The following is a 24,568-nucleotide window of genomic DNA, read 5'->3' on the forward strand; positions in this document are numbered from 1 at the left end:
GGACGTGCTCCCTGTCACGCTTTCGCATGTGCGGCCGACTTTTGCACATCTCGCTTGTTTGCTGGTCTGTGTGTTTTCTTCCAGCGGTGACTTGCGTAGCAGCACCCGGTGAGAATCAACGCGCCGCCAGCCCACATCCACAGGACCGGGTCGTCATAGATGATTCCGACGACCACTCCGGCGAGGACTGTCAACGTGTAGCAGAAAAGCGCGATGATGGGTTTCAACATACATAAGACACCCGCGATGAAGCAAAGCAGCGCAAACACCATGCCGCCGCCGCCGTCGCCTTCGAGCTGGGGGATTTGGTTGACGGCCCCGGCGGATGCGATTTGCATCGCCTGAAGCGCTGTATACAAGGCGAACAGGCATGTGACAATCGCCGTGATCCATTTGAGGAATCGCACGCGGACGCACCCCTTTCCGTTTGTCCATAGTCTATGCGGCCTCTCGCAAATCTATGAATCTCTCGGCCAACCGCAGCGGACAACTTCCGTGAAGACACCCCGGCCGACAACTGCGGTCACTCGGGTGGAACAGCGGACATTCTGTGTCACGCTGGTTTTTTGACGCTACATTGCGGATAATGAACAGTGGCGTCTTTTTCTCATTTCCAGAAGATCGGAGGTACATCGTTATGTCAACAGCAGCACCTTTGCCAACGCGGCAGCCGATCTATCGTCGCGCTGTCTTCACGTTCAGCGCATCCCACTTTCTGAACGATTTGATGACGACCGGTTTGGTGCCGGCGTTGGTCGTGATGTACAAACAGGCGTTTCACCTGAACTATACGCAGTCTACGTTGATTGTGCTGGTCTCGTATTTAACTTCCTCTGTCGCGCAACCGATTTTTGGCGCCTTGAGCGACCGCAAGCCGCGCGTCTGGTGGCTGTCGGTCGGCTTGTTTTTCTCCTGCCTGGGGCTGGCGCTGACGGGTGCCGTGGACTCGCTGGGATTGCTGCTCGTCTGTGTCGCCGTGTCCGGATTTGGATCCGGCGCCTTCCACCCCGAGGCTTCACGGGGCACGCACTTGGCGGCCGGCGGCAAAAAGGGGCTGGCGCAGTCCATCTTTCAGGTGGGCGGCAACGCCGGTCAGGCTTGTGGTCCGATGATGATCCCGCTCTTCCTGCACCGCACGGGGATTCACGGTCTGCTCTGGTTTCTGCCGGTGGCGGTGCTGTCACTCGGGCTCACCGGGCAAATCCTCGGCTGGATCAACCGGCGCATCGTCGCCGAGCGCACGGCGCGCAAGGTTGGACAAGGCGAGAACAACATCCCCGGCGTGATTTTGCTGGTCCTCCTCATCATTTTTCGTTCGTGGTGTCAGGTCGGTGTGGTCGTGTTTTTGCCGTTTTACATGCATCACCTGTCGCTGGAAGCATCCGAGTGGCTGAATTTTGTATTTGTTGGGGCGGGCGCGCTCGGCACCTTTCTTGGCGGCATGTGGTCCGACAAGCTGGGCCTCAAGCGCCTGCTCGTGGGTTCCATGTTCGCGGCGACGCCCTTTGCGATTTTGTTTCCCTTCACCCATGGCGGGGTGTTGGCGGTGTTTGACCTGCTGCTGTTCGGGTTTTGCGTCCTGTCTTCGTTCGCGGTTACGGTGGTCTACATGCAAAAACTGCTGCCGAAAAACGTGGCGATGGCCTCGGGGTTGTCCATCGGCTTCGGGGTGGGTGCTGGCGGCATTGGCGCGACGCTGATGGGGTCCATTTCCGACGCGTTCGGCGTCCCGCTGGTGTTTACCATTCTTTCGGTGCTGCCCTTGGTGTGCGCCTTGATTGGCCTGTTTCTGCCGAGTGACCGGGGACCGGCCCTGTCGAGTCCGGGCGACGCTGGCCAGCTGAAAACGACTTCCTGAAGGGACGACTTCCTTCAATGCACCATGAAATCGCGTGGAAAGGACATCACTGATGACGGAATCTGACAACCACATTGTCGCGGAGGCCAACCGCCGCCGCACCTTTGCAATCATTTCTCATCCGGACGCCGGGAAAACCACGCTGACCGAGGCGTTGCTGCTGCTTGGCGGCGCGATTCGGGAGGCAGGCCTGGTCAAAGGCAAGCAGTCCAGGCGGGCGGCGACGTCCGACTGGATGGAGATCGAACGGCAGCGGGGGATTTCAGTCACCTCCACGGTGCTGCAGTTTCCCTACCAGGGACGCCACCTCAACATTCTGGACACCCCAGGCCACGAGGACTTCAGCGATGACACGTATCGCACGCTCACGGCCGCGGACAGCGTGGTCATGCTGATCGACGCCGCGAAGGGGGTCGAGCCGCAGACCATCAAGCTGTTCCAGGTGTGCAGGCTCCGGCAGATCCCGATTTACACCTTCATCAACAAGATGGACAGAGAGAGTCGGGATCCACTCGATTTGCTCAAGGAATTGGAGGATGTCCTGGGCATCCGTTCGTATCCGATGACCTGGCCGGTGGGTGCTGGCGGAGACTTTCAGGGGGTGTACCACCGGCAGAGACAGGTCTTCGAACATTTTCGCGGCCGGCAGGAAGAGGCCGAGGTGCTGCAGGTCTCGGGCGTTGACGATGCACGCCTGTCGGACATCTTGGGCGCCGCTGCCGCAGAAAAACTGCTGGAGGATGTGGAACTCCTGGATGTGGCGGGGGAAGCGTTTGACCTCGACCGTATCAATCGGGGCGATTTGACGCCGGTGTTTTTTGGCAGTGCGCTGGCGCACTTTGGCGTGCAGTCGTTCCTGAACGATTTTGTGCAGCTTGCCCCGAACCCGACGCCGCGCAAGCGGCTGGACGGCACCGTGATGCCGACCGACGCGCCTTTCTCGGGCTTTATTTTCAAGATTCAGGCCAACATGAACCCGGCGCACCGCGACCGCGTGGCGTTTCTGCGGATTTGCTCTGGCAAGTTTGAACGGGGGATGTCCGTGCACCATGTGCGGCTGAACCGGCCGCTCAACCTGTCGCAGTCCCAGCAGTTCTTCGCGCAGGACCGGACGACCGTCGAGGAGGCCTTTCCGGGGGACATTGTAGGACTGCATGACCCTGGGCTGTTCCAAATTGGCGATACCTTGTCGGCCGGGGAAAAGTTTCAGTTCGAGCCCTTGCCGCAGTTTTCCCCGGAACACTTTGCCCGCGTGACGGCTGCGGATACCCTCAAGCACAAGCAGTTCCAAAAGGGGCTGCAGCAACTCAGCGAAGAAGGGGCCATCCAGTTGTTCCGGATGGCCAATCGGACCGAGGACCTCATCATCGGTGTGGTTGGGCGCCTTCAATTTGAAGTGTTTGAACACCGCCTGCGCGCCGAGTACGGCGCCGAACCGGTGTTGTCGCACCTGCCGTACAAGTATGCGCGGTGGCTCGCCGAGACGCCGGTGGATGCGCTGAACTACGACCATGCCTCCTGCATGATTGTGCGCGACCAGCAGCAGCACCTGGTCATGCTGTTCAGCGACGACTTCGCTCTGCGGTGGGTCAGCGAAAAGAACCCGCAGGTGCGCTTGTATGAGACATCTTATGGGTTGACGCGGGTCGAGTCCGTCGAGTAGTAAACCGTTACAACTTGGGAACGTGCGGCACCAGACGGGGATGTGTGTAGTAAGGGGGCCGCACAGCGATCACCGGAACGCGCCAGGTCTGGCCGCAGTACATCATCCTGCGGGTTTCCTGTACGTCGTTCTGCAGCAGCCGCTTGATGGTGGTTCGAAACTCGTAACGCATGGAGCAGTCCTCCTTCGCATCTCGTCTTGCAGTGTATTCACGCGGTTGTGCGGATGCGCCCTTGTGTGCGCCCTTGTGGCACGGCGAATTCCTCGTTCATACAGTACGCCGTAAGCCAAAATTTCGGAGGGGTCCGCCATGCATCCGGAGCAGCCAGAATATCACCTGAAGGACGAAATGCCAGAAGAACGCTCCCAACCAGGCCAACGTGCCGAACAACGGCCTGAAAAACGCGAGGAGATCGAGCGGATGCAGGCCTGGTTTGCAGCGAACCAGGTGTCGCATCCGTATCCGCTGTATCCGTACTACGGTTCTGTCACGATGTATGATGATATCCCCATCAGTTTTCCTGAACAGAGACAACTTCGCCATCCCGGTGTGCAGTCGCTGATGGTGCCAAAGCCGATTCTGGACAATCCGGCGTATCAGGGCAGTGGCAAACTGGCGGGGAAGACTGCGCTTATCACCGGGGGAGACAGCGGCATGGGGGCCGCCGTGGCGATTGCCTTTGCGAAGGAAGGGGCGAACGTCGCGATCGCCTACTTGGATGAACACGACGACGCGAACGAGGTGAAGGGGTGCATCGAACGGCTGGGGCGGCGGTGCGTGCTGCTCCCGGGCGACCTGCGCGACAAGCGGCAGTGTGCGCGGATTGTCGAGGAGACGGTGCGCGTCTTTGGCAGGCTGGACATCCTGTGCAACCATGTGGGCATCCAGTTTCAGCAGCCGGACCTGACCAGTGTGACCGACGAACAGTTTGACGAGACCTTCAAGGTCAACGTGTATTCGCACTTTTATACCACGCGGGCGGCGCTTGGTCACCTGTCGGCCGGCAGTGCCATCATCGAGACGGCTTCGGTGGTCGCTTATGTGGGTGAGCCTCAGATGATTGATTACACAGCGACCAAGGCGGCGCTGGTCGGCTGGACCCGGGCGCTCGCGAAAAGTCTGGTGAGGCGCGGCATCCGCGTCAACGCGGTTGCACCCGGCCCGATTTGGACCCCGCTCATCCCGGCCAGCTTCACCGCAGACCGCGTGGCGGTGTTCGGCACAGACACGCCGATGCGCCGCGCTGCCCAGCCTTTTGAGGTTGCGCCGACCTTCGTCTACCTGGCGAGCGACGACGCACGCTATGTCACCGGCCAGGTGCTGCACGTGGACGGCGGCCAGTCCACGCATTCCTAGCGGTCACACGGCCTGCGCCAGATCTTTGGACCTGCGCCCGTTCCTCAGGCCTGCGCCAGCTCGCCGTCTGTCACATGCGCCAGCGCCCTGGCGGCCGCTTCCTGGCCGTGCTTGATGCAGTCGGGGATCCCGATGGCGTAATAGCCCGCCCCGGCGATGTACAGCCCGGGCGCCTGCCTGGCGATGGCGGCTTCCACCTCTGCCATGCGGTCCAGGTGGTGGACGGTGTACTGCGGCATCGCGTTGTTCCAGCGGCTGACGACGGTGAATTCTGGCTTGGCGTCCAGGCCCAAAATGGACTTCAACTCTTGCCGGACAACGTCCACCAGGTCCGCATCGTCCAGCTTCAACCCCTCTTCCTGACCGGCGCGCCCGACATAGCAGCGAATCGCCACATGCCCTTTCGGCGCCGCGTTGGGCCACTTGCTCGACACCCACGTGCTGGCCGTGATGGCGCGCTGTTCGCCGCGGGGGACGAGGAAGCCGGACGCATCGAGATCGACCTGAACCTTTTCTTCTGGGTAGGCGAGGACAATCGTCGCGGTGGACACGTACGGAATCTCGGACAAACGCGCAGCGGCTGGCACCAAATCGGACAAGAGCTGCGCGGCGGGTCCCGCGGGCGTGGTGCAGATGACCGCGTCGGCCGGCAGGTGCTCCACTTGCCCCTCGCTGTGAACGGTGACCGTGTAGGTTCCGTCCGTACGCCGCGTCACGCCGGTAACATCGGTGGACACGCGCAGGTCCGCCCAGTTCACGAGGGTGTCATACAGTCGTTCGACAAGGGTTTGCAAGCCGTCGCGCAGGGTGATAAAGACGCTGCGCCCCGATGCAGGGCCCACGCGCTCCGCACCTGGGGCCTGCATGGCAGCCATGGCGCGCCGCTGCGCGCGCAGTCCCAGCACCAGGCTGCGGTACTGCTGTTCAAGTTTTTGGTACTGTGGAAAGGTCGTGCGGACGCTCAAATGGTCAATCGATCCGGCGTAGATGCCCGCCATCAGCGGCTCCAGGAGGCGGTTCACGAGCGCGTCGCCAAATCGGCGCCGCAGCAGTTGTCCGAGCGACTCGTCGCCATCGGCGCTGCCCCGCGGAATGAACGGCTCCAGCACCACCCGCAGTTTGTCGGCCTGGGTCAGCAGCCTGGTCTGGAGGAAGCTTGTGAAGTCGACGGGGATGCCCATTTGATGCCCTTTCGGCATCGGCTCCAGTTGGCCTTCGTGCAGGATGTAGGTCTTGTTGGCGTGCGGGTTGGTGCCGACCGTCTCGGATTCGATGCCAAGGTCGCGAATCAGGTTCACGCCGGCCGGCTTGCGCGCGAGCATCGAGTCCGGGCCGCGCTCCAGGACGAACCCGTCGCGGCGTTTGGTCTGAATCTTTCCGCCGAAGCGGCTGTCCTTTTCGATCACGGTGCAGCGAACCGGCATATTCACAGCCTCCGCCTTGCGTTTCAGTTCAAACGCGGCGGACAGCCCCGTAATGCCGCCGCCGATGACGACGATGTGTCGTTCACGCATCCGCTTCATCCCCCGTCTGTGATCCCGGCCGCACCACGTCTGACGTACGGCCTGCGGCGGCCGCTTGCACCTCCCGCGCGCGCACGACATCGCGCAAGGTTTCGATGAACGCGGGGTCGGCGTTCAGGGATGCCGTGCGCTCCAACTGCACACCGAGTTCGCGGGCGAGTGCCTGCGCCTCAATATCCACGTCGTACAGGACTTCAAGATGATCGGAGACAAAGCCAACCGGGCACAGCAGAACCTGCTTGGTTCCCTCAGCGGCCAGCTCGCGCAGGACCTCCAGGATGTCGGGCCCCAGCCACGTGTCTGCCGTCCGCCCCGCGCTTTGCCAGGCGAATCGGTGCCTGGGGAGGTGCAGTGCTGCTGCGACTGCGTCACCGGTCTCGTGGAGCTGGCGCTCGTAGGGGTCGCCTGCGGCAATGATGCGCGCTGGCAGGCTGTGCGCGGAAAAAACCACCAGCACATCGTCCGGGTTGGCGAACCGAGCCAGCGCAGACTGGACGCGGCTTTCAATGAGCCGCAAAAACTTTGGATGCAGATGCCAGCTGTCCACGTGCCACAAGGTCAGCCCTCGGGCTGCCGTGGCGGCTTCGTCGGCATTCTTCTGATACTGGCCGACACTCATGGCCGAATAGTGCGGCGCTAACACCAGCGTCACGGCCTCCGTGATGCCGTCTGCCGCCATCCGCGCGACCGCGTCCGCGATGAACGGATGCGCATGCTTCATCCCCAGGTAGACCTTGCAGGGCCGTCCGCCGTCGCGGTTGAGGGCCGCCTCCAATTCGCGCGCTTCGGCCGCGGTGATGTCATTTAACGGTGAAATGCCGCCGATGGCATGATAGCGGCGCATGAGGTCGGCGAGCTGCTGCTCGGTTGGCGGGCGGCCGTGCCGGATGTGCGTGTAGTACGCCTCGACCTCGTCCAGGTTTCTCGGCGTACCGTACGCCATCAGCAGGATGCCGAGGGTAGATTGCGCTGTCTGTTGGGATGCCATATCATTCATCTCCGTTTTCAATCGGTCAGTCGTTTCACGACATTACACCCAGTCGGCTGCACCTTGCGCCAGCCGTTCCCGGCTGTACTCATGCACAAACTCCGTCAGCCGCGCCAGCGTGGCGGTTTCGATGGTCGGGTTGTTGTGCACCACACCATGGCCGAGATTGAAGATAAAACCGGGGCCGGCGATGCCGGCGTCCACCACAGCCCGCGCCCGGCGCTCGAGTTCCTGCCACGGGGCGAAGAGAAGGACCGGGTCGAGGTTGCCCTGAATCGCGATGTGGCTGCCCAATCGTTTCCTCGCCTCCGGGATGGGCACACGCCAATCAATGCTGACAACGGTGGCCCCGGACTGTGCGATGAGCGGCAACAGCTCGCCGGTAATCACGCCAGAGTAAATCAAGGGGACGCCGAGGGGGCGCAATGCCGTAAACATTTTCTGTACGGCAGGCAGCACATACCGTTCGAAGTCTTCCGGCGCCAGGTGACCGACCCAGCTGTCAAACAGCTGAACGGCAGACGCGCCCGCTTGAATTTGGGCCGTCAGATAGGCGATGTTCATCTCCGCCAGCTTGTCCATGAGCGTGTGCCAGACAGCAGGTTCGCTCCACATCAGCTGCTTCGTTCGGACATAGTTGCGCGACGGGCCGCCTTCAATCATGTAGCTGGCGAGCGTGAACGGGCCGCCCGTGAATCCGATGAGCGGAACGGGCAGGTCGTTGGCCAGCATCCGAATGGTTTCCATGACGTAGGGGAGTTCAATGTTCGGGTCGTACAGGTGAAGCCGGTCGACGTCCGCCGCCGACCGAACGGGTGATTCGATGACCGGGCCGACGTGTTCTTTAATGTCAAACTTGACGCCGAGGGGGCCAACGGGCACCATGATGTCAGAAAACAGAATCGCTGCGTCGACATTCAGCTGATCGACGGGAAGTTTGGTCACCTGGAAGCAGATTTCAGGGTGCCGCACAATCTCGAGCAGGCTGTATTTCTCGCGCACTTTGCGATACTCAGGTTGATAGCGTCCCGCCTGGCGCATGTACCAAACGGGCACAGTCGAAACCGGTTCTCGCGCGCAGGCTTGTAAAAAGGTTGAACTGCCAGGCATGGCGGAATCCTCTTTTCGGAAATGAAGCCAAGAATCATGACATCAAGAATGATGAAGACGAGTTCAGGTTATTTATACATGGACGTGATCGTCGATGCAACCTTCCACGGACGCGCCAGCCGGGGCGCAGGCGGATCTTGCATTTCTTGTCGGCAAACTGTCGAATGTTTGCCGTTGTCTTGACGGGTCGCGGTATAATGAATATGGAAGTTACGTAAGGGAGGATGGGCAGGATGAGTCTGGAATTGGATTTCTACGCAATGATGGTTCAGCCGATGCGGGATGAGTTGACGCAAATCGGTTTTCAAGAATTGAAGACCCCGGAAGAGGTCGACCAGGTCCTTCAGGAGAAGACGGGGACCACGCTGGTGTTTGTGAACTCCGTCTGCGGCTGCGCAGGCGGCATCGCGCGTCCGGCGGCGGCGCTGGCTTTGGAGAACGAGAAGAAGCCGGACCGTCTGGTGACGGTCTTCGCTGGTCAGGACAAAGAAGCGACGGCGCGGGCGCGGGAGTACTTCGAAGGGTATCCGCCTTCTTCCCCGTCAGTCTGGCTGATGAAAGACGGCAAGCTGGTGTCCATGCTGCACCGCAGCGACATCGAAGGGACGAGCGCGGCACACGTCGCCGACCGCATGAAGGAAATGTTCAACCAGTACTGCTAAACGGCCGGTACTGCGACACAGCGTGTTCGAAAAGGGCGGTCCCTGGCGCACGGCACGAAGGGGCCGCTCTTTTTTGCGTCCACGCTGGCGCCGCCGTCCGCGTCCAAGACAAGTCGTCCGCGTCCATGACAAAAGGGGGAAGGTGGATTCATGCGGGTGGTCATCGCACCGGATTCATTTAAAGGAACGCTCTGCGCATCGGCGGCAGCCGAAGCGGTGGCGCGGGGCTTGCGGAGGGCCTGGCCGGACTGCGAGGCGGTGCTCAAGCCGATGGCCGATGGCGGCGAAGGCACCCAGGAAGCGGTGCTGACCGCGATCGGCGGAGAACGAATCGAGATAGAGGCGGTTGACCCGCTGGGCCGGACGGTGTCTGCAGCGTACGCCCTGCTGCCGACCGGTGAAGCGCTGATTGAGCTGGCGAGCGCGTCGGGGCTGACCAGGGTCGAGGAAGAAAAGCGCGACGCGGTGCATGCGCTGGCGGCCTCGACGTACGGGACGGGCCAGCTGATTCGGGACGCCATTCGCCGCGGTGCGGCGCGAATTTTGCTGACGCTGGGGGGCAGCGCCACGAGCGATGGCGGGTACGGCCTGCTGGCGGCGCTGGGTGCCCGGTATTACGACGCGGATGGGCAGCCGCAGAGCGGACAAGATGCTTCGGAACTGGCAACGGTCGAGCGCATCGACGCGGGGGAGGCCTTGCACCTGCTGCGGGGCGTGGAGATTCGCGCGGCCTGTGATGTCAACAATCCGCTGTGCGGGCCGCTCGGTGCGGCAAGCGTCTATGGCCCCCAAAAGGGGCTGGATGCACCCGCAGTGGCGCGGCGGGATGCGGAACTGCGGCGCTTTGCTGCATTGCTGCAGCAAGCGGTGCGCACGCAAGGAGGCGCGATCGCAAACGGCGGCGTGTCCGCAAGAGGGCGGGTGTCTGACGGCGGCATGGCGCAGGATGTGTCCGTCTTGCCCGGCATTGGCGCCGCAGGCGGCGCGTCGCTGCCCCTGGTGCAGCTGGCCGGTGCAGCGCTGGTCCCTGGGGCGGAGCTGGTCGGGCAGGCGATTGGCTTGCCGGAGGCAGTCGGTCAGGCTGACCTGGTGATCACGGGGGAAGGCCGCAGCGATGCCCAGTCTGCGATGGGCAAGGTACCGGCGTATGTCGGCCGACTCGCAGAGCAGGCCGGCAAACCCTGCCTCTTGCTCTCCGGTGCACTGGGGGCGGGGTATGAAGCGCTGCTGCGCCTTGGCATCACCAAGGCGTTCGCGGCGTCTCCGGCCCATGCAACGTCAGACGAACTGCGCGTGCATGCGGCAGCGTGGCTGGAACAGGCAGCCGCAGCTGCCGCTGCCGTGTGGCAGCGTGAGGGTGCGCAGGACAGGTGAACGGACGGGCTTGGGCATACTCCAGGTATGACAAGGGCTTATCGGAAATTCCTCATCAAATCGAGTCGAGTCCCGCATGCCCTGTGCTACAATGTTTCTGCGAAAGAGTATCGGAGAAAGAGTATCGGAGATGTTCGACAGGGCACGAACAGACTAAAATTGCCTCGCTGGGAGGAGACCGGTGTGCCAAGAACGCATGGAATGGAAGAATACCTGGAGGCCATTTACATTTTGGACGCGGAAGGCGATACGGTGCTGGCCTCACGGCTTGCCGACTACCTGGACGTGGCCCGTCCGACGGTGACGCAGACCGTGCAGCGCATGACCGCTTCCGGTTATGTTGCCACAGGGGAAGGGAAAGAAATCGTGCTGACGGAAGAAGGCCGTCAGCTGGCGGAAAAGATGGTGCGGCGACATCGCCTGCTGGAGCGATGGCTGACGGACGAGCTTGGCCTGGATTGGGCGGACGCCCATGTGGAGGCAGGCCGCCTGGAGCACGCCATTTCACCGAAGGTGGAAGAACGGCTGGCCGAGCGGCTGGGGAATCCGACCACCTGTCCGCATGGAAATGTCATTCCCGGTTCCGGCGCGCGCCAGGAACAAGGCCAGCCGCTTTCGCAAGTGGAAGGGGCGAAAACCGTCACGGTCATTCGCATCGTGGAGCAGGCTGAGGAAGACCTCGAACTCCTCCGTTTTTTGCACAAGGCCGGGATTGTGCCAGGTGCGACGCTGCGTGTGGAGAGTCCGAGCAGTCCTTATGAGGCCGGGATCCCCATTGATGTCGGCGGGGTCACCTACTCGCTGGACGAGCAAGTCGCCCGGCGCGTGCTGGTACACGAAGCACATACATAATCCAGTGGCCGTTGGAACACGCTTTTGAGGTGCATGTCGAAACATTCCACCGTGCAGGCGAGCCTGAACAGGGTTTTCGCCGCGGCGGCTACCACCTCAAAGGAGTGTTCCCATTGGACGTCTGTGTGCCAAAACGCACCAAGGCCGGCCTGCTCGTTCTGGCGCTGTTGTTGGTGTGGAGTTTGCTGGCTCCGCCCGCGTACGCGCGAGATGGAACGACCTCCCAAGAAGCCCCTGCCCGGGTGTTTATCAACGCCAAGGCTGCAATTGTGCTGGATGTTGACAGCGGCAAGACCCTCTATGCGAAAAACGCAGATGAGTTACTCTACCCCGCCAGCACCACCAAACTGATGACTGCCATCCTGTTGGTGACGCACTTGCACCCGGATGATCCCGTTTACGTCAGCGCGGACGCAAGCCGGCAGCCGCGCGTCAGACTGGGAGTCAAACCCGGGACCACCCTGACGGCCGATGAAGCGCTGCATGCGCTGCTCATGAAGAGTTCCAACGACGTCGCCTACGCCATCGCGCAGACCGTAGGCGGATCGCAGGAAGGATTCGCCCGCATGATGAATCTGAAGGCGCGCCTGATTGGCTGTACGCGCACGAATTTTGTTACCCCGAACGGCCTGCATGACGACACGCACCTGTCCACGGCCCACGACATTGCCTTGATTCTTGCCGAGGCCATCAAATACCCGCAGATTGTCGCGGTGCTGCAGACTCAGTCATATGAGGTCGCGGGCAAACAAATTCGAAACGGAAACCGGTTTGCGTACCTGAAAGACCCGACGTTTGGCGAAGTGATCGGCGGCAAGACCGGGTATACCTCGAAGGCCATGTACTGTCTGGCGTTCGCGGTCCGGCAGCACGGCCGCGTCCGCGTTTCGGTTGTACTGGGCGCGCCCAGAAAGTCGTTCATGTACCGGGAGACGCGGCGGCTGCTCGAATTTGCGATGGACAACCGGCAGGTGCAGCTCGTCTGAACGGATGCTGCCCGCAGCCGCCTCCAGCACCGAACCTAGCGGATGTGGGAGCCGTTGAAGTTGCCCTTGACGTCGCCGTCGTGGATGGACTGGCGAACCACCGACTGTCCGATGCAGGCAGCCCATCCGACGGCCGTCCAGTTGCCGTCGCCCATGGCGAACGCAGCGGCCTCCTTCTCCATCACCGACGAATCCCAGCTGTGTTGAATGGTTTGCCCGATAAAGACGCCTCCATTGTTGCTCATGGAGGCGTTCTGGATTTTCCCACCGCGAATCCACACGGCCATCATGACGTCCCCTTCCAGGCGCTGCCGCGCCATTCGTTTTCCTTGACCCTTTCCTACACCAAAGCCTATGCAGCGGGCCGATTGAATGTATCTCGTTGGCATGTCCGGCTTGGCATGCCTGTTTGGCGCGTGTCCAAGGATGTCCCCCGAGAGCCTCCTTACCCCGCGCGACATCGAGACATGCCGTGTCAACATACACTGTAGAAATTGCGCGCTGCCTCGGGTTTGAGGCGGGCGATCACGATGGGAGGGACGGTCATGGGACGGTCGGTGGCGTTGGCGTATGTCCTGTGGTTCTTTCTCGGATACCTCGGCATTCATCGGATGTACTGTGGGCGTGTTGGAAGCGGGGTTGTGATGCTGGCGCTGACCGTCATCGGCGGGCTGACCTTTCCGATCGTCGTTGGCCATTTGTTGTTGTTCATCGTGGGCGTGTGGTGGCTGGTGGATTTGTTTCTCACAGCCGGCATGGCCGAACGCTAACGTGGGGCATGGTCGAACCCAAACGAGCCACCGGCCGTCGACGGTGGTTCTCCGAGCCCGCGCAGAGGCGACCGCCTGCGAGGGCATCCCCCGGCGGGGACGGCCAGGCGCATCGTGCCGCGGGTCCGTTGCGCGGTATATTTCGCGGTATAATGGAACGAAAACGCAGGTGAAGGAGATCACGCCCGTGACGACCACACAGCCGCATCCGATGGAACAAAATGGACAAGCCCCCGCCGCCGGCCAGGCCCCGTTTGTGTTCGCTTGTATCACGCCGCACGGCGGGGAAATTGTGCCGGAACTGGCCCCTGGCCAGCTGGATTTGATGGCCGTCACCCGCAGGAGCATGCAGCGGCTCGGCGACGAGATGACGCGTGCGAACCCGGAGGTCATCGTGATTGTCACGCCCCACGGCGTTCGCATTGACGGCGCGTTCGCGGTGACGGACTGCGAACGCATGTCCGGCCTGGTGGAAGAGAACGGGGCATCCCTGGCCATGGAGCGCAAGGTGCACCGGCCGTTGGCGCGCGCCATCGTAGACGAGGCCAGGCGCGGCGTGCTGCCCGTCGGCGGCGTCAACTATGCCACGAGCGAGGGGCCGCTGTCCTGCCTGCCGCTCGACTGGGGCGCGATGGTGCCGCTGTACTTCATGCCGGAGACGCCGATTGTCGTCATCACGCCGTCCCGTCTTTTGTCGATGGAGGACCATATCCGGTTCGGACAGGCGCTTCGCCGCGCCGTGGCGAGCTCAGGCCTGCGCACGGGCCTCATCGCGAGTTGTGACTGGGCGCACGCGCATGCACAAGACGGACCCTACGGGTTTGACCCAGCCGCTGCAGCGCTGGATGCCAAGGTGGTCGAGTTGGTGAAGGCGAACGACCTGGAGTCGATGGCCGCGTTTGACTCTGCATGGATTGCTGCCGCGAAGCCGGACGGAATTTGGCAGACGTTGATTTTGGCGGGCGCGCTGCCGAGGGCGGCGCGGGATGTAGAACTCTTGACGTATGAGGTGCCCACTTACTTCGGGCTGCTTTGTGCCGCCGTACGGCCCAAAGCCTAACCCCTTTGTCCCGCACCCGGGCGATTTTGATGAAAACGTCGCGCTCGGCACTATCCTCGGTCCGTGGACAACCGTATAATGAGGAGGATTCTGCACGAAGGGATGGCGTTGAATGAATTTCCTGCAAATCGTGATTTACGCGCTGGTTCAGGGAATCACCGAACTGTTCCCCATCAGCAGTGTGGGGCACGGCGTGATACTGCCCTATGTCCTTGGCTGGACGCAGGTTTCTGACGATCCGAACTTCCTGCCGTTTGTCGTCATGCTCCATTTGGGCACGGCGCTCGCCCTGCTGGTGTTCTTCTGGCGGGACTGGGTGGATTTGATTTCTTCCCTGTGGATGCCAAAACCAAAGCAGCGCAGGCTGCTCGGGTTGATTGTCGTGGCGACCATTCCGGCAGCCATCATCGGAAAGCTGTTTGAGAACAAGCTCCAGGCTCTGTTTCCGTTCGCCCTGTCGGCTGCGATTTTTCTGATTGTGAATGGCTTTGTGCTGTTTTTCGCTGACCGTCTGCGGCAGCGGCAGCGAGGGGGAATCGCCGTCGAGCGCATGTCCTACTGGCAGAGCCTCGTCATTGGCGTCATTCAGGTGTTTGCGTTGATTCCTGGTTTTTCACGATCCGGCATTACCATGACGGCCGGGCTCGCGGTCGGACTCGACTACGACGAAGCCGCACGCTTCAGCTTCCTCCTCGCGACGCCCATTATTGCGGGCGCCGGCATTCTGGAGGTCCCGAAGATTCTCCACCACCACACCGGACACATGCTGCAGTACGGGGTGATTGGCGGTGTGCTTTCCGGTATCGTCGCGTTCTTCAGTGTCGCCTTCCTGATGCGGTACTTCAACACCCAGGAAGTTCGGGCGCTCCGCCCATTCGGCTATTACTGCGTCATCGTGGGCGTGATTGTCGCCATTCTGGCGGCGGCCAATTTGCACTTTTAACACGCTGCTGAAAAAGTCACTGCGAATGCACGTCGAGGGCTGCCTGATGACACGCACCGGGCAGCCCCGTTTGTATTTTGAAACAGGAAGGCTCACAGTTCGTCGATTTGTTTCCCCTTCGTTTCGCGGCCCAGCCACCACACGAGCAGAAAGCCGACCAGCGTGACGACGAAGAAGATGGCGAAGATGGTCGAGAACCCAACGCTCGCGGCAATCAGCGCGCCCACCAGATATGGGCCGATGATCCCGCCGATTCGACCGAAACCTGCCGCCCAGCCCATGCCTGAACCGCGCGCGAACACGGGGAACTGTTCGACCGTAAAGATGTAGGTTGCCCCGAACGCGGCCAGCATAAAGAACGACAGCAGCAGCCCGAAGAGAATCAGCTGCGCCGTGTTCGCTGCGAAGCCGAAGCCAAGCGCGGATAACGCGGCGAGCAGCATGGCGGGCAGCAGGGTGCGTTTGCGGCCCCACTTCTCCACCAGCCAGGCCGCCATCAAGTACCCAGGCACTTCGGCCAGGGTCATGATGAGCGTGTAGCCAATGCTGTGCACGAGGCTGTACCCTTTGAGCGCCATCACCGACGGGAGCCACAGGAACATGCCATAATAAGAAAAGTTCATAGCAAACCAAACAATCCAGGTCGCGCACGTCGCCCGCACGAGATCGCGCCGCCACAGCGTCTTGAACGCCATCCCCACGGTGGCCCGCCGCTTCCCGAGCGCACGGTACTTGGGCGACTCAGGCAGCGAAAACCGGAGAACCAGCGTGTACAGCGCCGGGATCGCCCCAATCAGAAACGCGATGCGCCAGCCGAGGCTCGGAATCACGAAGAACGAGATGAGCGCGGCCACAAGGCTGCCGACGGCCCAGAAGGCCTCCAGCAGGACCACGCGCCGGCCCCGCTGCTGTTCCGGCGAGGACTCCAGTACGTACGTGGTCGCGACCGGCAGTTCGCCGCCCAGACCGAACCCGACAATGAAGCGCAGGACGATGAAGATGCCAACCCCCGCGGCCAAGGCTGACAACCCCGTTGCAATGCTGTAGATGAGGAGCGTCCACAGGAACGTGGAGCGTCGCCCGAAGCGGTCGGACAAGAGACCCGCCAGCGCCGACCCGACCGCCATGCCGACGAGGCTGATGCTGCCGAGCAGCCCAACTGTGCTCGAAGCCAGATGCCATTGCTTCGTCAGAGAGACAAGCACGAACGACAAGAGACTGACGTCCATTGAGTCGAACAACAGACCCAAACCAGACACGACCAGGATTTTTGCGGCGGACGGACGGTCTGCGGACGAGGTCGGGCGGGTGTCCGTTGTCTGAAGCGCTGAGTCACTCATGATGGTTCACTCCTTTGTGACGCATCTCGAACGCGTGTGACGCATCTCGAACGCGCATGCGTCTGACCTTCTCCCACGACATATGCCCACAGGCCGCAAGGTGTGAATCAGGACTGGACAAACGCGGGCAAAAATGCGAACATATGTTTGTGAATCATGAACGAGGTGGACCGTCTGCGCATCGTGATCGGCCGAAAACCGTGCGATGGCATGAGAAACACAGTGGATGGAGGGAATGGGGTGCGGCGTTTTCGTTTTTTACATACAGCTGACCTTCATCTGGGGACGCCGTTTCAAGGACTGCGCAAGCATCTGCCGGAGGTCTGGGTACAAAAGCTGCAAGCCGCAGCTTCTGGGGTGTTCGACCGCATTGTCGATGTGGCGTTGGCAGAGCAGGTGGACTTTGTGACGATTGCCGGTGACGTGTTTGACGCGGATGTTGTGCCCATGGGCGTGCAGTTTGCGCTGCGGCGAGGATTCGAGCGGCTGCGTGACGCGGGGGTACGGGTGGTGATGAGTCACGGCAACCACGACCCGCTCTCGAAGCCGGGTCCGATTGAATGGCCTGACAATGTCCACGTGTTTCCAGCGGCTCCGTCCCGCAAAACCGCAGATTACCGCGTGCCGTCCGTGCGGTTTGAACTGGCCGGCGGCACGGTGGTGCAGGTGAGCGGGTTCAGTTACAGCCGGGCCGAGATGCGCGAGTCGTTTGTGGACGCTTTTGAACGAGATGCGGGGGTCGACTTCGCCGTCGCGCTGTACCACGGCGACATTGGCGGGGCTGCGGGCGCACTTCACGCCAATTACTGTGCGGCGAGCGTCACCGAACTGATGTCGCGCGGCTTTGATGTGTGGGCCTTGGGGCACATTCATCGGCCGATGGTGCTGTCAGCGTCCCACCCGTTGATTGTGTATCCGGGCATTCCGCAGGGGAGGCACATCCGCGAAGCGGGCCGCCTTGGGTGCCTCGTCATCGACGTGGATGAGCAGGGCAGTACGACGTGGACCCGGCATCCCGTGGCGACGGTCGTCTGGGTCACGTCCACGGTATCGCTGGATGACGTGCACGACTTGGGCGAGGTGCCGATGCGCGTGGCGCAGGCCATCGAAGCGGATGTTGCGGGTCTTGGCGGCAGCGGTGCCGTGGTGCGGGTCGTGCTCGAGGGAACCACCCCGCGCTTCGCGGATGTCTCGGACGAGGACGCGTTATTGGAGGCAGTGCAGGCGCAGCTTGACCGGATGGGCGGATGCGCGATGGTTGAACGTGTGGTGAACCGGACAAAGCCGCCGATTGACCTCGATACGCTGCGTGCGAGTTCTGCATTTGTCGGCATCTTCCTGCAGCTGTCGGACCGCTTGCGCCAGGATTTACCCGGCGCCCGTGCCGTTCTCTCAGAATGGCTGGGGGATGTGTTTCACGCCGGAAATGAACTCTCACTCGACCAAATCGATGACGCGGTCGTGATGGAGTGGGTGGACCAGGCAGAGCACCTGGTGCTGCGATTTCTCACGGAAGCGGCGGAGGACGAAGGACGATGAAACTGCGGGGGCTTGAGCTCTATCACGTCGGCCTTCATCAAGGTTCGGTGCTGAACGATGTGGCAGATGGACTGACGGTCATCTACGGGCCGAACGAAGCTGGCAAGAGTACACTCCTGGCGGGCATTCGCGCGCTGTTGTTCGGGCGCGCCACGCAGGCGGAAGCCGCTGTATCGCTCGGCGCGGGCGCGCGCGTCATCGGCCGCCTGGAGGACGAAGAGGGAACGCTGTGGCGCGTGGAGCGGTCCCTGTCTGGCCGGCGCAGGCACCCCCCGACGGCGTCTGCCGGCGACGGCCGGCGCCTGGTCGGCGAGACGCAGTTCCAGGACCAGTTTTCTGCACTGCGCGAGGTGGAGGCGCTGCTGTATCAATCCGTCTTTACGTTTCAGCTGGCGGAACTGCAGGACCTGCGAGACAACAAGTCCGCTTCCGAACGGCTGTATGCGGCGGGGGCTGCCGGAGGCTTGTCGCCGATGGCCATGGAACGGTCACTCGCAGAGGCGGCGAAACGGTTGTACAACCGGGATCCACGCGCGAAAAACGCCCTTTTGCTGCAGTGCATGGCGGAGATGTCGGCGCTGCGTGACCGCCTGGCGCTGGCGAACGATACGCCGGATGCATACCTGCGGGTCAAGCAGGAACTTGCGCAAGCGATGGCTGAGCAGGCCGCGCTGCAGAAGGAACTGGAAGCTGCCGAGCGTGCACTGGATGAAGCGCGGCTGATGCAGCGGCTGCGGCCAGTCCACGACCAGCTGGAGGCGCTGCGCGAACGGCTGCGGGTCATGGCAGACGGGCCGCATGGCTTGCCTGCGATGGCAGAACTGTCGGCGTTGCGGGCGTCTTCGCGGGCCGTGGAGGCACAGCTGCGCCAACTGCACGAACTCGAAGGGGAGCTGCAGCGGCTGCAATCTGTCATCGCGGAGCAGGTCGGCCAGATTCACCCTGGTTGGCTGCAGCCCCTGCCTGGCGGCGCGGCGCAGCGTCCCCTGGAGCAGGCCGCGCTCTCAGTCGGTGTGCTGCAGGCAGCCAGGGCGTATGAGGCTCGGCTGGACGCGGGTCAGCGCGAAGTGGCAGCGCGGCAAAATGATGTGCAGCAGCAGCAGCGCGCGTTGCATCAGGCGGCATCGCTGCTGCAGGAGAACGGGTGGACGCCTGCGCAAAGCCAGGCGGACATCGAGCAGGCAGAAGCAGACCTGGCGCGTGAATTGGCCGTGTGTGACGACGAGATGGAACGGCTGAACGAGCTGCAGCGGCTGTGGTCCCAGTACGAGGCGACAGCGCAGGAAATTGCCGCGTATGAGACGGCTGCGGGGCCGCCAGGGCGGCGCAAAACCAGGCGGTCGGGTCGTTGGCTGCCGGCTTGCGTCGCGTTTGCGGCGTTTGCGCTCGCGGTTATCGAAGTGTGGCAGGGCGCGCCTGTGGACGGCGTGTTGACCGCAGGGTTCGGGTTGGTCCTCACGGCCGTGCTGATTGGCTTGGGCCGCCGACAGGGTGCCGCGGCTCACCCGCCGGCAGACGCCCACCTTGAGCGGCTGCGGGTGCAGCGCGGCCAGCAGGAGGCCGCCCTTCTGCAGACGGCTCGCCGGCTGACATGGCACGCTGAGGCCTTTGCGGCGCTTTGGTCAGTGCAGCAGCCGACTTCCGAGGGATTCGATGCAGCGCGGCTGTCCAATGCGTGGGCCGAACAACTCCAAACGGCGAAAGCGTCGCTGAGAGAGCGAACCAGGCGCCTCAACGCGCTGCGTGATGGGCTTCGCGAAACCCGTCAAGCCCTTTTGCGCTGGGAGGCGGCGCGCGACGGCTTAGAAGAAGCGCAAGCGAAGTTGGCGGCGGCGCAGGCACAGCTCGAGCAGACCGATGCCGCCTGGCAGGACTTCCTCACAGAAGTCGGGCTGCCGAAGACGGCGTTCCACCCGAATGCGTTCGTGGTGGAAGCCAACGTGGTGCTGTCCATCCGCACCGCACAGGCGGCGCTGGCGAAACAGTCCGAGCAGGCGGAAGAACTGCGAAACACGATCGTCCAGTTTCTCGATGCGACAGCAGCGTTCGCGCCCGCGGCGCGGGGCGGTGAACCGGCAGCGAGAGATGCCAGCGCCCTGCAGCGGGCGTTCGATGTGCGGATGGAGGGACTGAACCGCGCGCTGCAGATGGCAGCGGACGGCGAGGCACTTCAGCAGGAGATTCGCGAGTGGCAGGTGCAGGCGAACACGCTCGCGGGCGGCGAGGCTTCGTATACGGAAAAGGCAGTGCTGCTCCGTGAGACATCCGAAGCCACTTGGACCGATCGCCTCCAATCCTTGGAGGCACAGGTGTCCAGGCTGCGTGCCTTGCTTCAGGCCAGTCAGGAGCGGCAATGGCAGCTCACCCAGGCCCTGCGCAGCTGGCAGGATGGGCAGGAGACGGCGCACATCGTTTGGCAGCTTGCGCAGACCCGCGCCAGGCGCGACGCGATCGCCCATCAGTGGGCCGCGCATGTGATTGCGCACCAACTCGTAAGGCAGGCGCGTCAGCAGTTTGAACGCGCGCAGCAGCCCGCCTTGTTGAAGGCGGCAGGGGCGTTGTTCGCGCGGATGACTGCCGGCAAATATGTGGATTTGCTGGTCCTTGGCGACGAGGAGGGGGCGGCAGGAGAAGCGTGGTTTGCCGTCGATGCGCAGGGGACCCATTGGCGGATCGACGCGTTGTCACGCGGGACGCGCGAACAAATCTACCTCGCGATGCGCTTGGCGCTCATCCGGGCGTACCAGCGCCGCGGCACCATCCTGCCGGTGGTGCTGGACGACCCGCTGGTGAATTTTGACAGCCTCCGATTGGCCGCGGTCTTTGCTATGCTGAACGAAGAAGCACAATCAGGTCAAATGCTCTACCTGACGTGTCACAAATCAGTGGTAGAACTTGCGGAGTCGGCTGGTGTACCGGTCGTATCCTTGACGGGAGTCGAATAGGCATGGGACAGGTTGAATTTCGGTTTGGACGAGCTGGCACGGGGAAGTCCAGCCGCATCGCAGCCGAAATCGCACGTGCGGCGGCGGCCGATCCGTTCGGGCCTCCAATCTATTGGATTGTGCCGGGAGATGCCTCCTACGCGGTAGAACGGATGCTGCTGCAGTCTGTGCCGGCATCCGTCCGGGCGGAAGTTGTAAGCTTTCAGCGGCTTGCGGAGCGGATTCGCGCGGACGGACCACAGCGCCATTTGCAGCCCCTCAATCAAACGGGCAAGCGGCTCCTGTTGGCGTCCATCTATCAGCGACGGATGGGAGACCTCACGGTCCTTCGCCGGGTGACCCCGTCCGTGGCGTTTCTGGATGCCATCATGGACGTGTTCGCCGAGTTTTCCCGGCATCTCATCCACTTGTCGCAGATCGAAGGCATGCTCCAGACGGCGGCCGCCGCAGTGGCAGAGGCACCGCACAGTCCGGCGTCGTTCGCGGGGCGGAGCCTGATTGGCAAGCTGCGGGACCTGTGCCTGTTGTACGTGGACTGGGAGGAGGCCTTGCGCACGCGTCAGTTGTACGATCCCGGCCAGGTGCTCGCCGACGTCCAGTCCGAACTGGACGTCTGGCAGGGCTTTGCCGGTGCCACATTGTACGTGGACGGATTTGTGGATCTGATGCCCGTCGAGGTGGCGTTTCTGACGCGCGCTGCTGCCCGGGCCGAGCGGACGGTGGTGGCTTGGTCCGCGGACGCCGGCTGGCTGGCCGACCCGGACTCGCTGGACGGCGTGTACGCCCCCCAGACCCTTCGGGCCTGTACCGCCCTGCGGCAGGCGTGTGCCGCGGCCGGCCTGCCTGTCCACGTGGAAACGGAACCGCTCACGCCCGGCGACGGTCGGTTCGCTGCGGCTGGAGACCTGGCAGTCCTCGAGTCCGCCCTGTTCCGCGACATCAACCCGGCCGGCGGGCTCACTTCGGAGGCGATACACCTCGCCGCGGCGCAAAATCCGCGGGCGGAGGCGAATGGGGTGGCCGAGGCCATCTGCCGCCTGGTCCGCTGCGACGGCTTCGCGTTTGGCGACATCGCGGTTTTGGTTCCGCGTCTCGACGACATCGCGTCGCTGCTGCGGGACAGTCTCGAGCGCCGCGGCGTGCCGTGTGACATTGACGCGTTCCCGGCGTTCGCCACGCACCCGCTGGCGAAATTCGTGTTAACGGCCCTCGATGCGGCTGAGTCCGGGTTGGCGCTGGCGGACTGTCTGCGCCTGCTGAAGTCGGATTTTTGTGGGCTAACGCGCGACGAGGCAGACTGGCTGGAAGCGTATGTCCGCAAACATGAGTTAAGCGGCATCGAGGTGTTTGCAGCGGACACGGCGTGGTCGTTCTCCGAAGCGGCGGTGACCGAACACGACAGGCTGGCGGACCTGCAAGCGGAAGATGCGCGCGCGGATGTGCTGCGCCGGCGGCTGGCGGCGGTGATCGTTCCGCTGCTGCGCGATGTAGCCGCGCCGGTGTGTGACCCGCGGACGCTGGCAGAGGCCCTGTGGCGTCTGCTCGAGCGGGTTTTTGCGAAGCGCGTCGCCGCGGAGTGGATGGTCAACGAAGATGCACAGGAGAGCCCGGCGGAAGCCAGTCTGCACGAACAGGCGTGGCAGCGGCTGCTTGGGATTCTCAACGACCTGGCCGAGATGAGCGAAGAACCCCTGCCGCGCTCCTTCCTGTTTCGGCTGGTCCGGGACGACATCCTCGGACAATCGCTCTCCACCATTCCGGCGGGGGTCGATCGCGTCCTCGTCACGGAAACATCGCGCGCTGCCGCGTGGGAGCGGCGCGCCGTGTTCGTAATGGGCGTGACGGACGGGCAGTTTCCCCGTCGTGTGCATGCGCAGGGCCTGCTCCAGGACGACGAGCGGGTCGAGTTTGAGGTGCTGTTTGGGACGCGCCTCGGCGACACAGTGGAACTGCGGCAGTTGGCGGAACGGGCAGCAGTGTACGGCGCGCTGACGCGCGCGCGCGAACGGCTGTTTCTGTCGTACCCGCTTGCGGGCATGGATGGAAAGGCGGTTCAGCCGTCGATGCTGCTCTCCATCATTCGGGCGCTGTTCGGGGAGGCGGGCGTCTCGGAGTCTCTGTGGCTGGATGACACGGTGCGTGCCAGCCGCGGCGGCGCAGGGGTCGATGTTGCGACGCTGACGCCGGACGTCGCGTTGACGTGGCTGGTGACGGCTTTGCGAAGCCGGGTGTCGGAGCCGCAGCGCCAAAGCCGCGGGGCCCACCTCGAGGTGCTGCAGGAACCCGTGTACGACGCGATGCTCGATTGGTTTTCACAGACAAAAGAGCGGCGCGCAGCGCTCGAACGGGCGCTCTTGGGGCTGCGCCATGACACCAGGGCCGCACCGCTTCCTCCGGCGCTTGCCAAATGGTTGTACCGGCCGCCCATCACGATGAACGTGCACCAACTGGAGGCCTTCGCCGCTTGTCCGTATAAACACTTCGCCGCCTATGGGCTGCGGCTGGAAGAGCCGCAATCAGCCGGCATCACGCCCGCGATGCGCGGCAATCTCATCCACGACACCCTGCAGGCGTTCGTGGAACACCACTTGACCGACATCGCTGCCTGGCGTTCGCTGTCCGACGATGAAGCGGTGGACAGTATGCGCGCTCAGTTTGAGGCGGTGCTTGCCTCTGCGCCGTTTGCGGCCTGGCGGAGGACGCCGCTGCGGCGGACACAGGCCGAGGAGGCGAAACAGGTGCTGGACATCGCCGCGATCGTGCTGACCAGGCACGCCCGCTACGGCTTGTTCGAACCGGTCGCAATGGAGCTTTCCTTTGGCAACCGCCCGGATGATGAACTGCCGGCCCTCGATGTCGAGGTGGCGCCGGGGGTCACGGTGTCCCTGCGCGGACGCATTGACCGTGTGGACAAGCTGGAAACGGACGGGCGGCTGGCGTTTCGCGTGGTCGACTACAAGAGTGCCAATCTCGATATTGACCTGTCGCGCGTGGAGCATGGCCTGCAGTTGCAGCTGCCGCTGTATGCGGCCGTGATTGAGCGGCACGCCGACACCCTGTTAGGCGCTGCTGCGGAGCCCGCTGGTATGTTGTACTTGCCCATTCGCGGCCATGTCGAAACCCGGACGGTTCCCATGGATCATCACGACGCGCGCGAGGCGGCGGTGAAGGCGATGGCGGCGAAGGGGCTATTCGTGGATGACAAGGCCTTGGTCGAGGCGATGGACAGGCGGCTCTCGAGCGGGGCGACGGAACTGTTTCGCCAGGTGTACAAGCAGGACGGCACGCCGGCGAAGGCGGCGCCCGTCCTCCATCGGCAGGCGTGGCAGCAGATGCTCGCGCGCGTCTCCGCACACATCCAGGACTTTGCGTCCCGTCTGTTGGACGGGGAGATTGCCATCGCGCCCTACCGCTATAAGTCCCAAACACCGTGTGACTTCTGTGCGTTCTCGACGGTGTGTCAGATTGACCCGCGCTGGGACAAGCGTCCGTTCCGGGTGCTCCAGCGTTTTGAGAAGGACGAGCTGACCCGGACCTGGGCCGCGCGGGAACAGCAGGCGCGGCAAGTCACACTGCAGCAGAGGGAGGAGGCATAACG

20 protein-coding genes are annotated in these 24,568 nt (G+C 62.9%); 13 read left to right on the forward strand and 7 right to left on the reverse strand.

What is annotated here, in order from left to right:
• Positions 1–14 precede the first annotated feature (14 nt).
• The gene (locus tag JI721_RS13050; RefSeq protein WP_274455306.1) at positions 15–407 is read right to left on the reverse strand and encodes a hypothetical protein; all 393 of its coding nucleotides are present in this window, start codon (positions 405–407) and stop codon (positions 15–17) included.
• 230 nt (positions 408–637) lie between these two features.
• Here JI721_RS13050 and JI721_RS13055 point away from each other — a divergent pair, with 230 nt between their 5' ends.
• A complete protein-coding gene (locus JI721_RS13055) occupies positions 638–1,858 on the forward strand; it encodes an MFS transporter (protein ID WP_274455307.1) in 1,221 nt (406 codons plus the stop codon).
• Between the two features lie 52 nt (positions 1,859–1,910).
• The gene (locus JI721_RS13060; protein WP_274455308.1) at positions 1,911–3,521 is read left to right on the forward strand and encodes a peptide chain release factor 3; all 1,611 of its coding nucleotides are present in this window, start codon (positions 1,911–1,913) and stop codon (positions 3,519–3,521) included.
• A gap of 7 nt (positions 3,522–3,528) precedes the next feature.
• On the opposite strand, the gene JI721_RS13065 is transcribed toward JI721_RS13060, so the two are convergent.
• A complete protein-coding gene (locus tag JI721_RS13065; RefSeq protein ID WP_274455309.1) occupies positions 3,529–3,693 on the reverse strand; it encodes a hypothetical protein in 165 nt (54 codons plus the stop codon).
• Positions 3,694–3,942: 249 nt separating this feature from the next.
• Here JI721_RS13065 and JI721_RS13070 point away from each other — a divergent pair, with 249 nt between their 5' ends.
• The gene (locus JI721_RS13070; RefSeq protein ID WP_407654113.1) at positions 3,943–4,878 is read left to right on the forward strand and encodes an SDR family oxidoreductase; all 936 of its coding nucleotides are present in this window, start codon (positions 3,943–3,945) and stop codon (positions 4,876–4,878) included.
• Positions 4,879–4,922: 44 nt separating this feature from the next.
• On the opposite strand, the gene hemG is transcribed toward JI721_RS13070, so the two are convergent.
• From hemG to hemE, 3 genes are read right to left on the reverse strand one after another with little or no spacing between them, the layout of a single operon-like run.
• Complete coding sequence (hemG, locus tag JI721_RS13075; RefSeq protein ID WP_274455310.1) at positions 4,923–6,392, reverse strand: protoporphyrinogen oxidase; 1,470 nt, start codon at positions 6,390–6,392, stop codon at positions 4,923–4,925.
• Positions 6,385–7,389, reverse strand: coding sequence for a ferrochelatase (gene hemH, locus JI721_RS13080; RefSeq protein WP_274455311.1), 1,005 nt, complete (start codon positions 7,387–7,389; stop codon positions 6,385–6,387). The genes hemG and hemH overlap by 8 nt, the downstream gene beginning before the upstream one ends.
• A 42-nt stretch (positions 7,390–7,431) precedes the next feature.
• Positions 7,432–8,499 (reverse strand): uroporphyrinogen decarboxylase, encoded by a 1,068-nt coding sequence (gene hemE, locus JI721_RS13085; protein WP_274455312.1) that lies wholly within the window; start codon positions 8,497–8,499, stop codon positions 7,432–7,434.
• 233 nt (positions 8,500–8,732) lie between these two features.
• Here hemE and JI721_RS13090 point away from each other — a divergent pair, with 233 nt between their 5' ends.
• The 4 genes from JI721_RS13090 to JI721_RS13105 all read left to right on the forward strand — a co-directional run bounded on the left by JI721_RS13090 (position 8,733) and on the right by JI721_RS13105 (position 12,373).
• Complete coding sequence (locus JI721_RS13090; protein ID WP_274455313.1) at positions 8,733–9,161, forward strand: BrxA/BrxB family bacilliredoxin; 429 nt, start codon at positions 8,733–8,735, stop codon at positions 9,159–9,161.
• Between the two features lie 150 nt (positions 9,162–9,311).
• Positions 9,312–10,535 carry a glycerate kinase gene (locus tag JI721_RS13095; protein WP_274455314.1) on the forward strand — a complete coding sequence of 408 codons (1,224 nt, stop codon included), beginning with the start codon at positions 9,312–9,314 and terminating at the stop codon, positions 10,533–10,535.
• Between the two features lie 183 nt (positions 10,536–10,718).
• A complete protein-coding gene (locus JI721_RS13100; protein ID WP_274455315.1) occupies positions 10,719–11,387 on the forward strand; it encodes a metal-dependent transcriptional regulator in 669 nt (222 codons plus the stop codon).
• 113 nt (positions 11,388–11,500) lie between these two features.
• Positions 11,501–12,373: a D-alanyl-D-alanine carboxypeptidase family protein gene (locus tag JI721_RS13105; protein ID WP_274455316.1), complete on the forward strand. Its 873-nt coding sequence runs from the start codon at positions 11,501–11,503 to the stop codon at positions 12,371–12,373.
• Between the two features lie 35 nt (positions 12,374–12,408).
• Here JI721_RS13105 and JI721_RS13110 read toward each other — a convergent pair whose 3' ends face one another.
• A complete protein-coding gene (locus JI721_RS13110) occupies positions 12,409–12,693 on the reverse strand; it encodes a hypothetical protein (RefSeq protein WP_274455317.1) in 285 nt (94 codons plus the stop codon).
• Positions 12,694–12,918: 225 nt separating this feature from the next.
• Between JI721_RS13110 and JI721_RS13115 the strand changes: the two genes are divergently transcribed.
• The 3 genes from JI721_RS13115 to JI721_RS13125 all read left to right on the forward strand — a co-directional run bounded on the left by JI721_RS13115 (position 12,919) and on the right by JI721_RS13125 (position 15,146).
• Positions 12,919–13,143 carry a TM2 domain-containing protein gene (locus tag JI721_RS13115; protein WP_274455318.1) on the forward strand — a complete coding sequence of 75 codons (225 nt, stop codon included), beginning with the start codon at positions 12,919–12,921 and terminating at the stop codon, positions 13,141–13,143.
• A gap of 187 nt (positions 13,144–13,330) precedes the next feature.
• Entirely contained in the window at positions 13,331–14,203 is an 873-nt protein-coding gene (locus tag JI721_RS13120; RefSeq protein WP_274455319.1) for a DODA-type extradiol aromatic ring-opening family dioxygenase, read from the forward strand.
• Positions 14,204–14,315: 112 nt separating this feature from the next.
• Positions 14,316–15,146 (forward strand): undecaprenyl-diphosphate phosphatase, encoded by an 831-nt coding sequence (locus JI721_RS13125; protein ID WP_274455320.1) that lies wholly within the window; start codon positions 14,316–14,318, stop codon positions 15,144–15,146.
• Positions 15,147–15,238: 92 nt separating this feature from the next.
• On the opposite strand, the gene JI721_RS13130 is transcribed toward JI721_RS13125, so the two are convergent.
• Positions 15,239–16,486 carry an MFS transporter gene (locus tag JI721_RS13130; protein ID WP_274455321.1) on the reverse strand — a complete coding sequence of 416 codons (1,248 nt, stop codon included), beginning with the start codon at positions 16,484–16,486 and terminating at the stop codon, positions 15,239–15,241.
• Between the two features lie 240 nt (positions 16,487–16,726).
• Between JI721_RS13130 and JI721_RS13135 the strand changes: the two genes are divergently transcribed.
• Genes JI721_RS13135 through JI721_RS13145 form a run of 3 tightly spaced genes read left to right on the forward strand, consistent with a single transcriptional unit; the run spans position 16,727 to position 24,566 of the window.
• A complete protein-coding gene (locus JI721_RS13135) occupies positions 16,727–18,025 on the forward strand; it encodes a metallophosphoesterase family protein (protein WP_274455322.1) in 1,299 nt (432 codons plus the stop codon).
• Positions 18,022–20,970, forward strand: a complete 2,949-nt coding sequence (locus JI721_RS13140) for an AAA family ATPase (RefSeq protein WP_274455323.1) — start codon at positions 18,022–18,024, stop codon at positions 20,968–20,970. Before JI721_RS13135 ends, JI721_RS13140 begins: the two co-directional genes overlap by 4 nt.
• Positions 20,971–20,972: 2 nt before the next feature.
• Positions 20,973–24,566: a PD-(D/E)XK nuclease family protein gene (locus tag JI721_RS13145; RefSeq protein WP_274455324.1), complete on the forward strand. Its 3,594-nt coding sequence runs from the start codon at positions 20,973–20,975 to the stop codon at positions 24,564–24,566.
• The last annotated feature ends 2 nt before the right edge of the window (positions 24,567–24,568 follow it).

This window comes from Alicyclobacillus cycloheptanicus (genome assembly GCF_028751525.1).
Classification (GTDB): domain Bacteria; phylum Bacillota; class Bacilli; order Alicyclobacillales; family Alicyclobacillaceae; genus Alicyclobacillus_L; species Alicyclobacillus_L cycloheptanicus.

Excerpts from the sequence above, each read along its gene's own strand:
- JI721_RS13055 (WP_274455307.1), top strand. The coding sequence starts at position 638 with ATGTCAACAGCAGCACCTTTGCCAACGCGGCAGCCGATCTATCGTCGC.
- JI721_RS13060 (WP_274455308.1), top strand. The coding sequence starts at position 1,911 with ATGACGGAATCTGACAACCACATTGTCGCGGAGGCCAACCGCCGCCGC.
- JI721_RS13065 (WP_274455309.1), bottom strand. The coding sequence starts at position 3,693 with ATGCGTTACGAGTTTCGAACCACCATCAAGCGGCTGCTGCAGAACGAC.
- JI721_RS13070 (WP_407654113.1), top strand. The coding sequence starts at position 3,943 with ATGCAGGCCTGGTTTGCAGCGAACCAGGTGTCGCATCCGTATCCGCTG.
- hemG (WP_274455310.1), bottom strand. The coding sequence starts at position 6,392 with ATGCGTGAACGACACATCGTCGTCATCGGCGGCGGCATTACGGGGCTG.
- hemH (WP_274455311.1), bottom strand. The coding sequence starts at position 7,389 with ATGGCATCCCAACAGACAGCGCAATCTACCCTCGGCATCCTGCTGATG.
- hemE (WP_274455312.1), bottom strand. The coding sequence starts at position 8,499 with ATGCCTGGCAGTTCAACCTTTTTACAAGCCTGCGCGCGAGAACCGGTT.
- JI721_RS13090 (WP_274455313.1), top strand. The coding sequence starts at position 8,733 with ATGAGTCTGGAATTGGATTTCTACGCAATGATGGTTCAGCCGATGCGG.
- JI721_RS13095 (WP_274455314.1), top strand. The coding sequence starts at position 9,312 with ATGCGGGTGGTCATCGCACCGGATTCATTTAAAGGAACGCTCTGCGCA.
- JI721_RS13110 (WP_274455317.1), bottom strand. The coding sequence starts at position 12,693 with ATGGCGCGGCAGCGCCTGGAAGGGGACGTCATGATGGCCGTGTGGATT.
- JI721_RS13115 (WP_274455318.1), top strand. The coding sequence starts at position 12,919 with ATGGGACGGTCGGTGGCGTTGGCGTATGTCCTGTGGTTCTTTCTCGGA.
- JI721_RS13125 (WP_274455320.1), top strand. The coding sequence starts at position 14,316 with ATGAATTTCCTGCAAATCGTGATTTACGCGCTGGTTCAGGGAATCACC.
- JI721_RS13130 (WP_274455321.1), bottom strand. The coding sequence starts at position 16,486 with ATGAGTGACTCAGCGCTTCAGACAACGGACACCCGCCCGACCTCGTCC.
- JI721_RS13140 (WP_274455323.1), top strand. The coding sequence starts at position 18,022 with ATGAAACTGCGGGGGCTTGAGCTCTATCACGTCGGCCTTCATCAAGGT.
- JI721_RS13145 (WP_274455324.1), top strand. The coding sequence starts at position 20,973 with ATGGGACAGGTTGAATTTCGGTTTGGACGAGCTGGCACGGGGAAGTCC.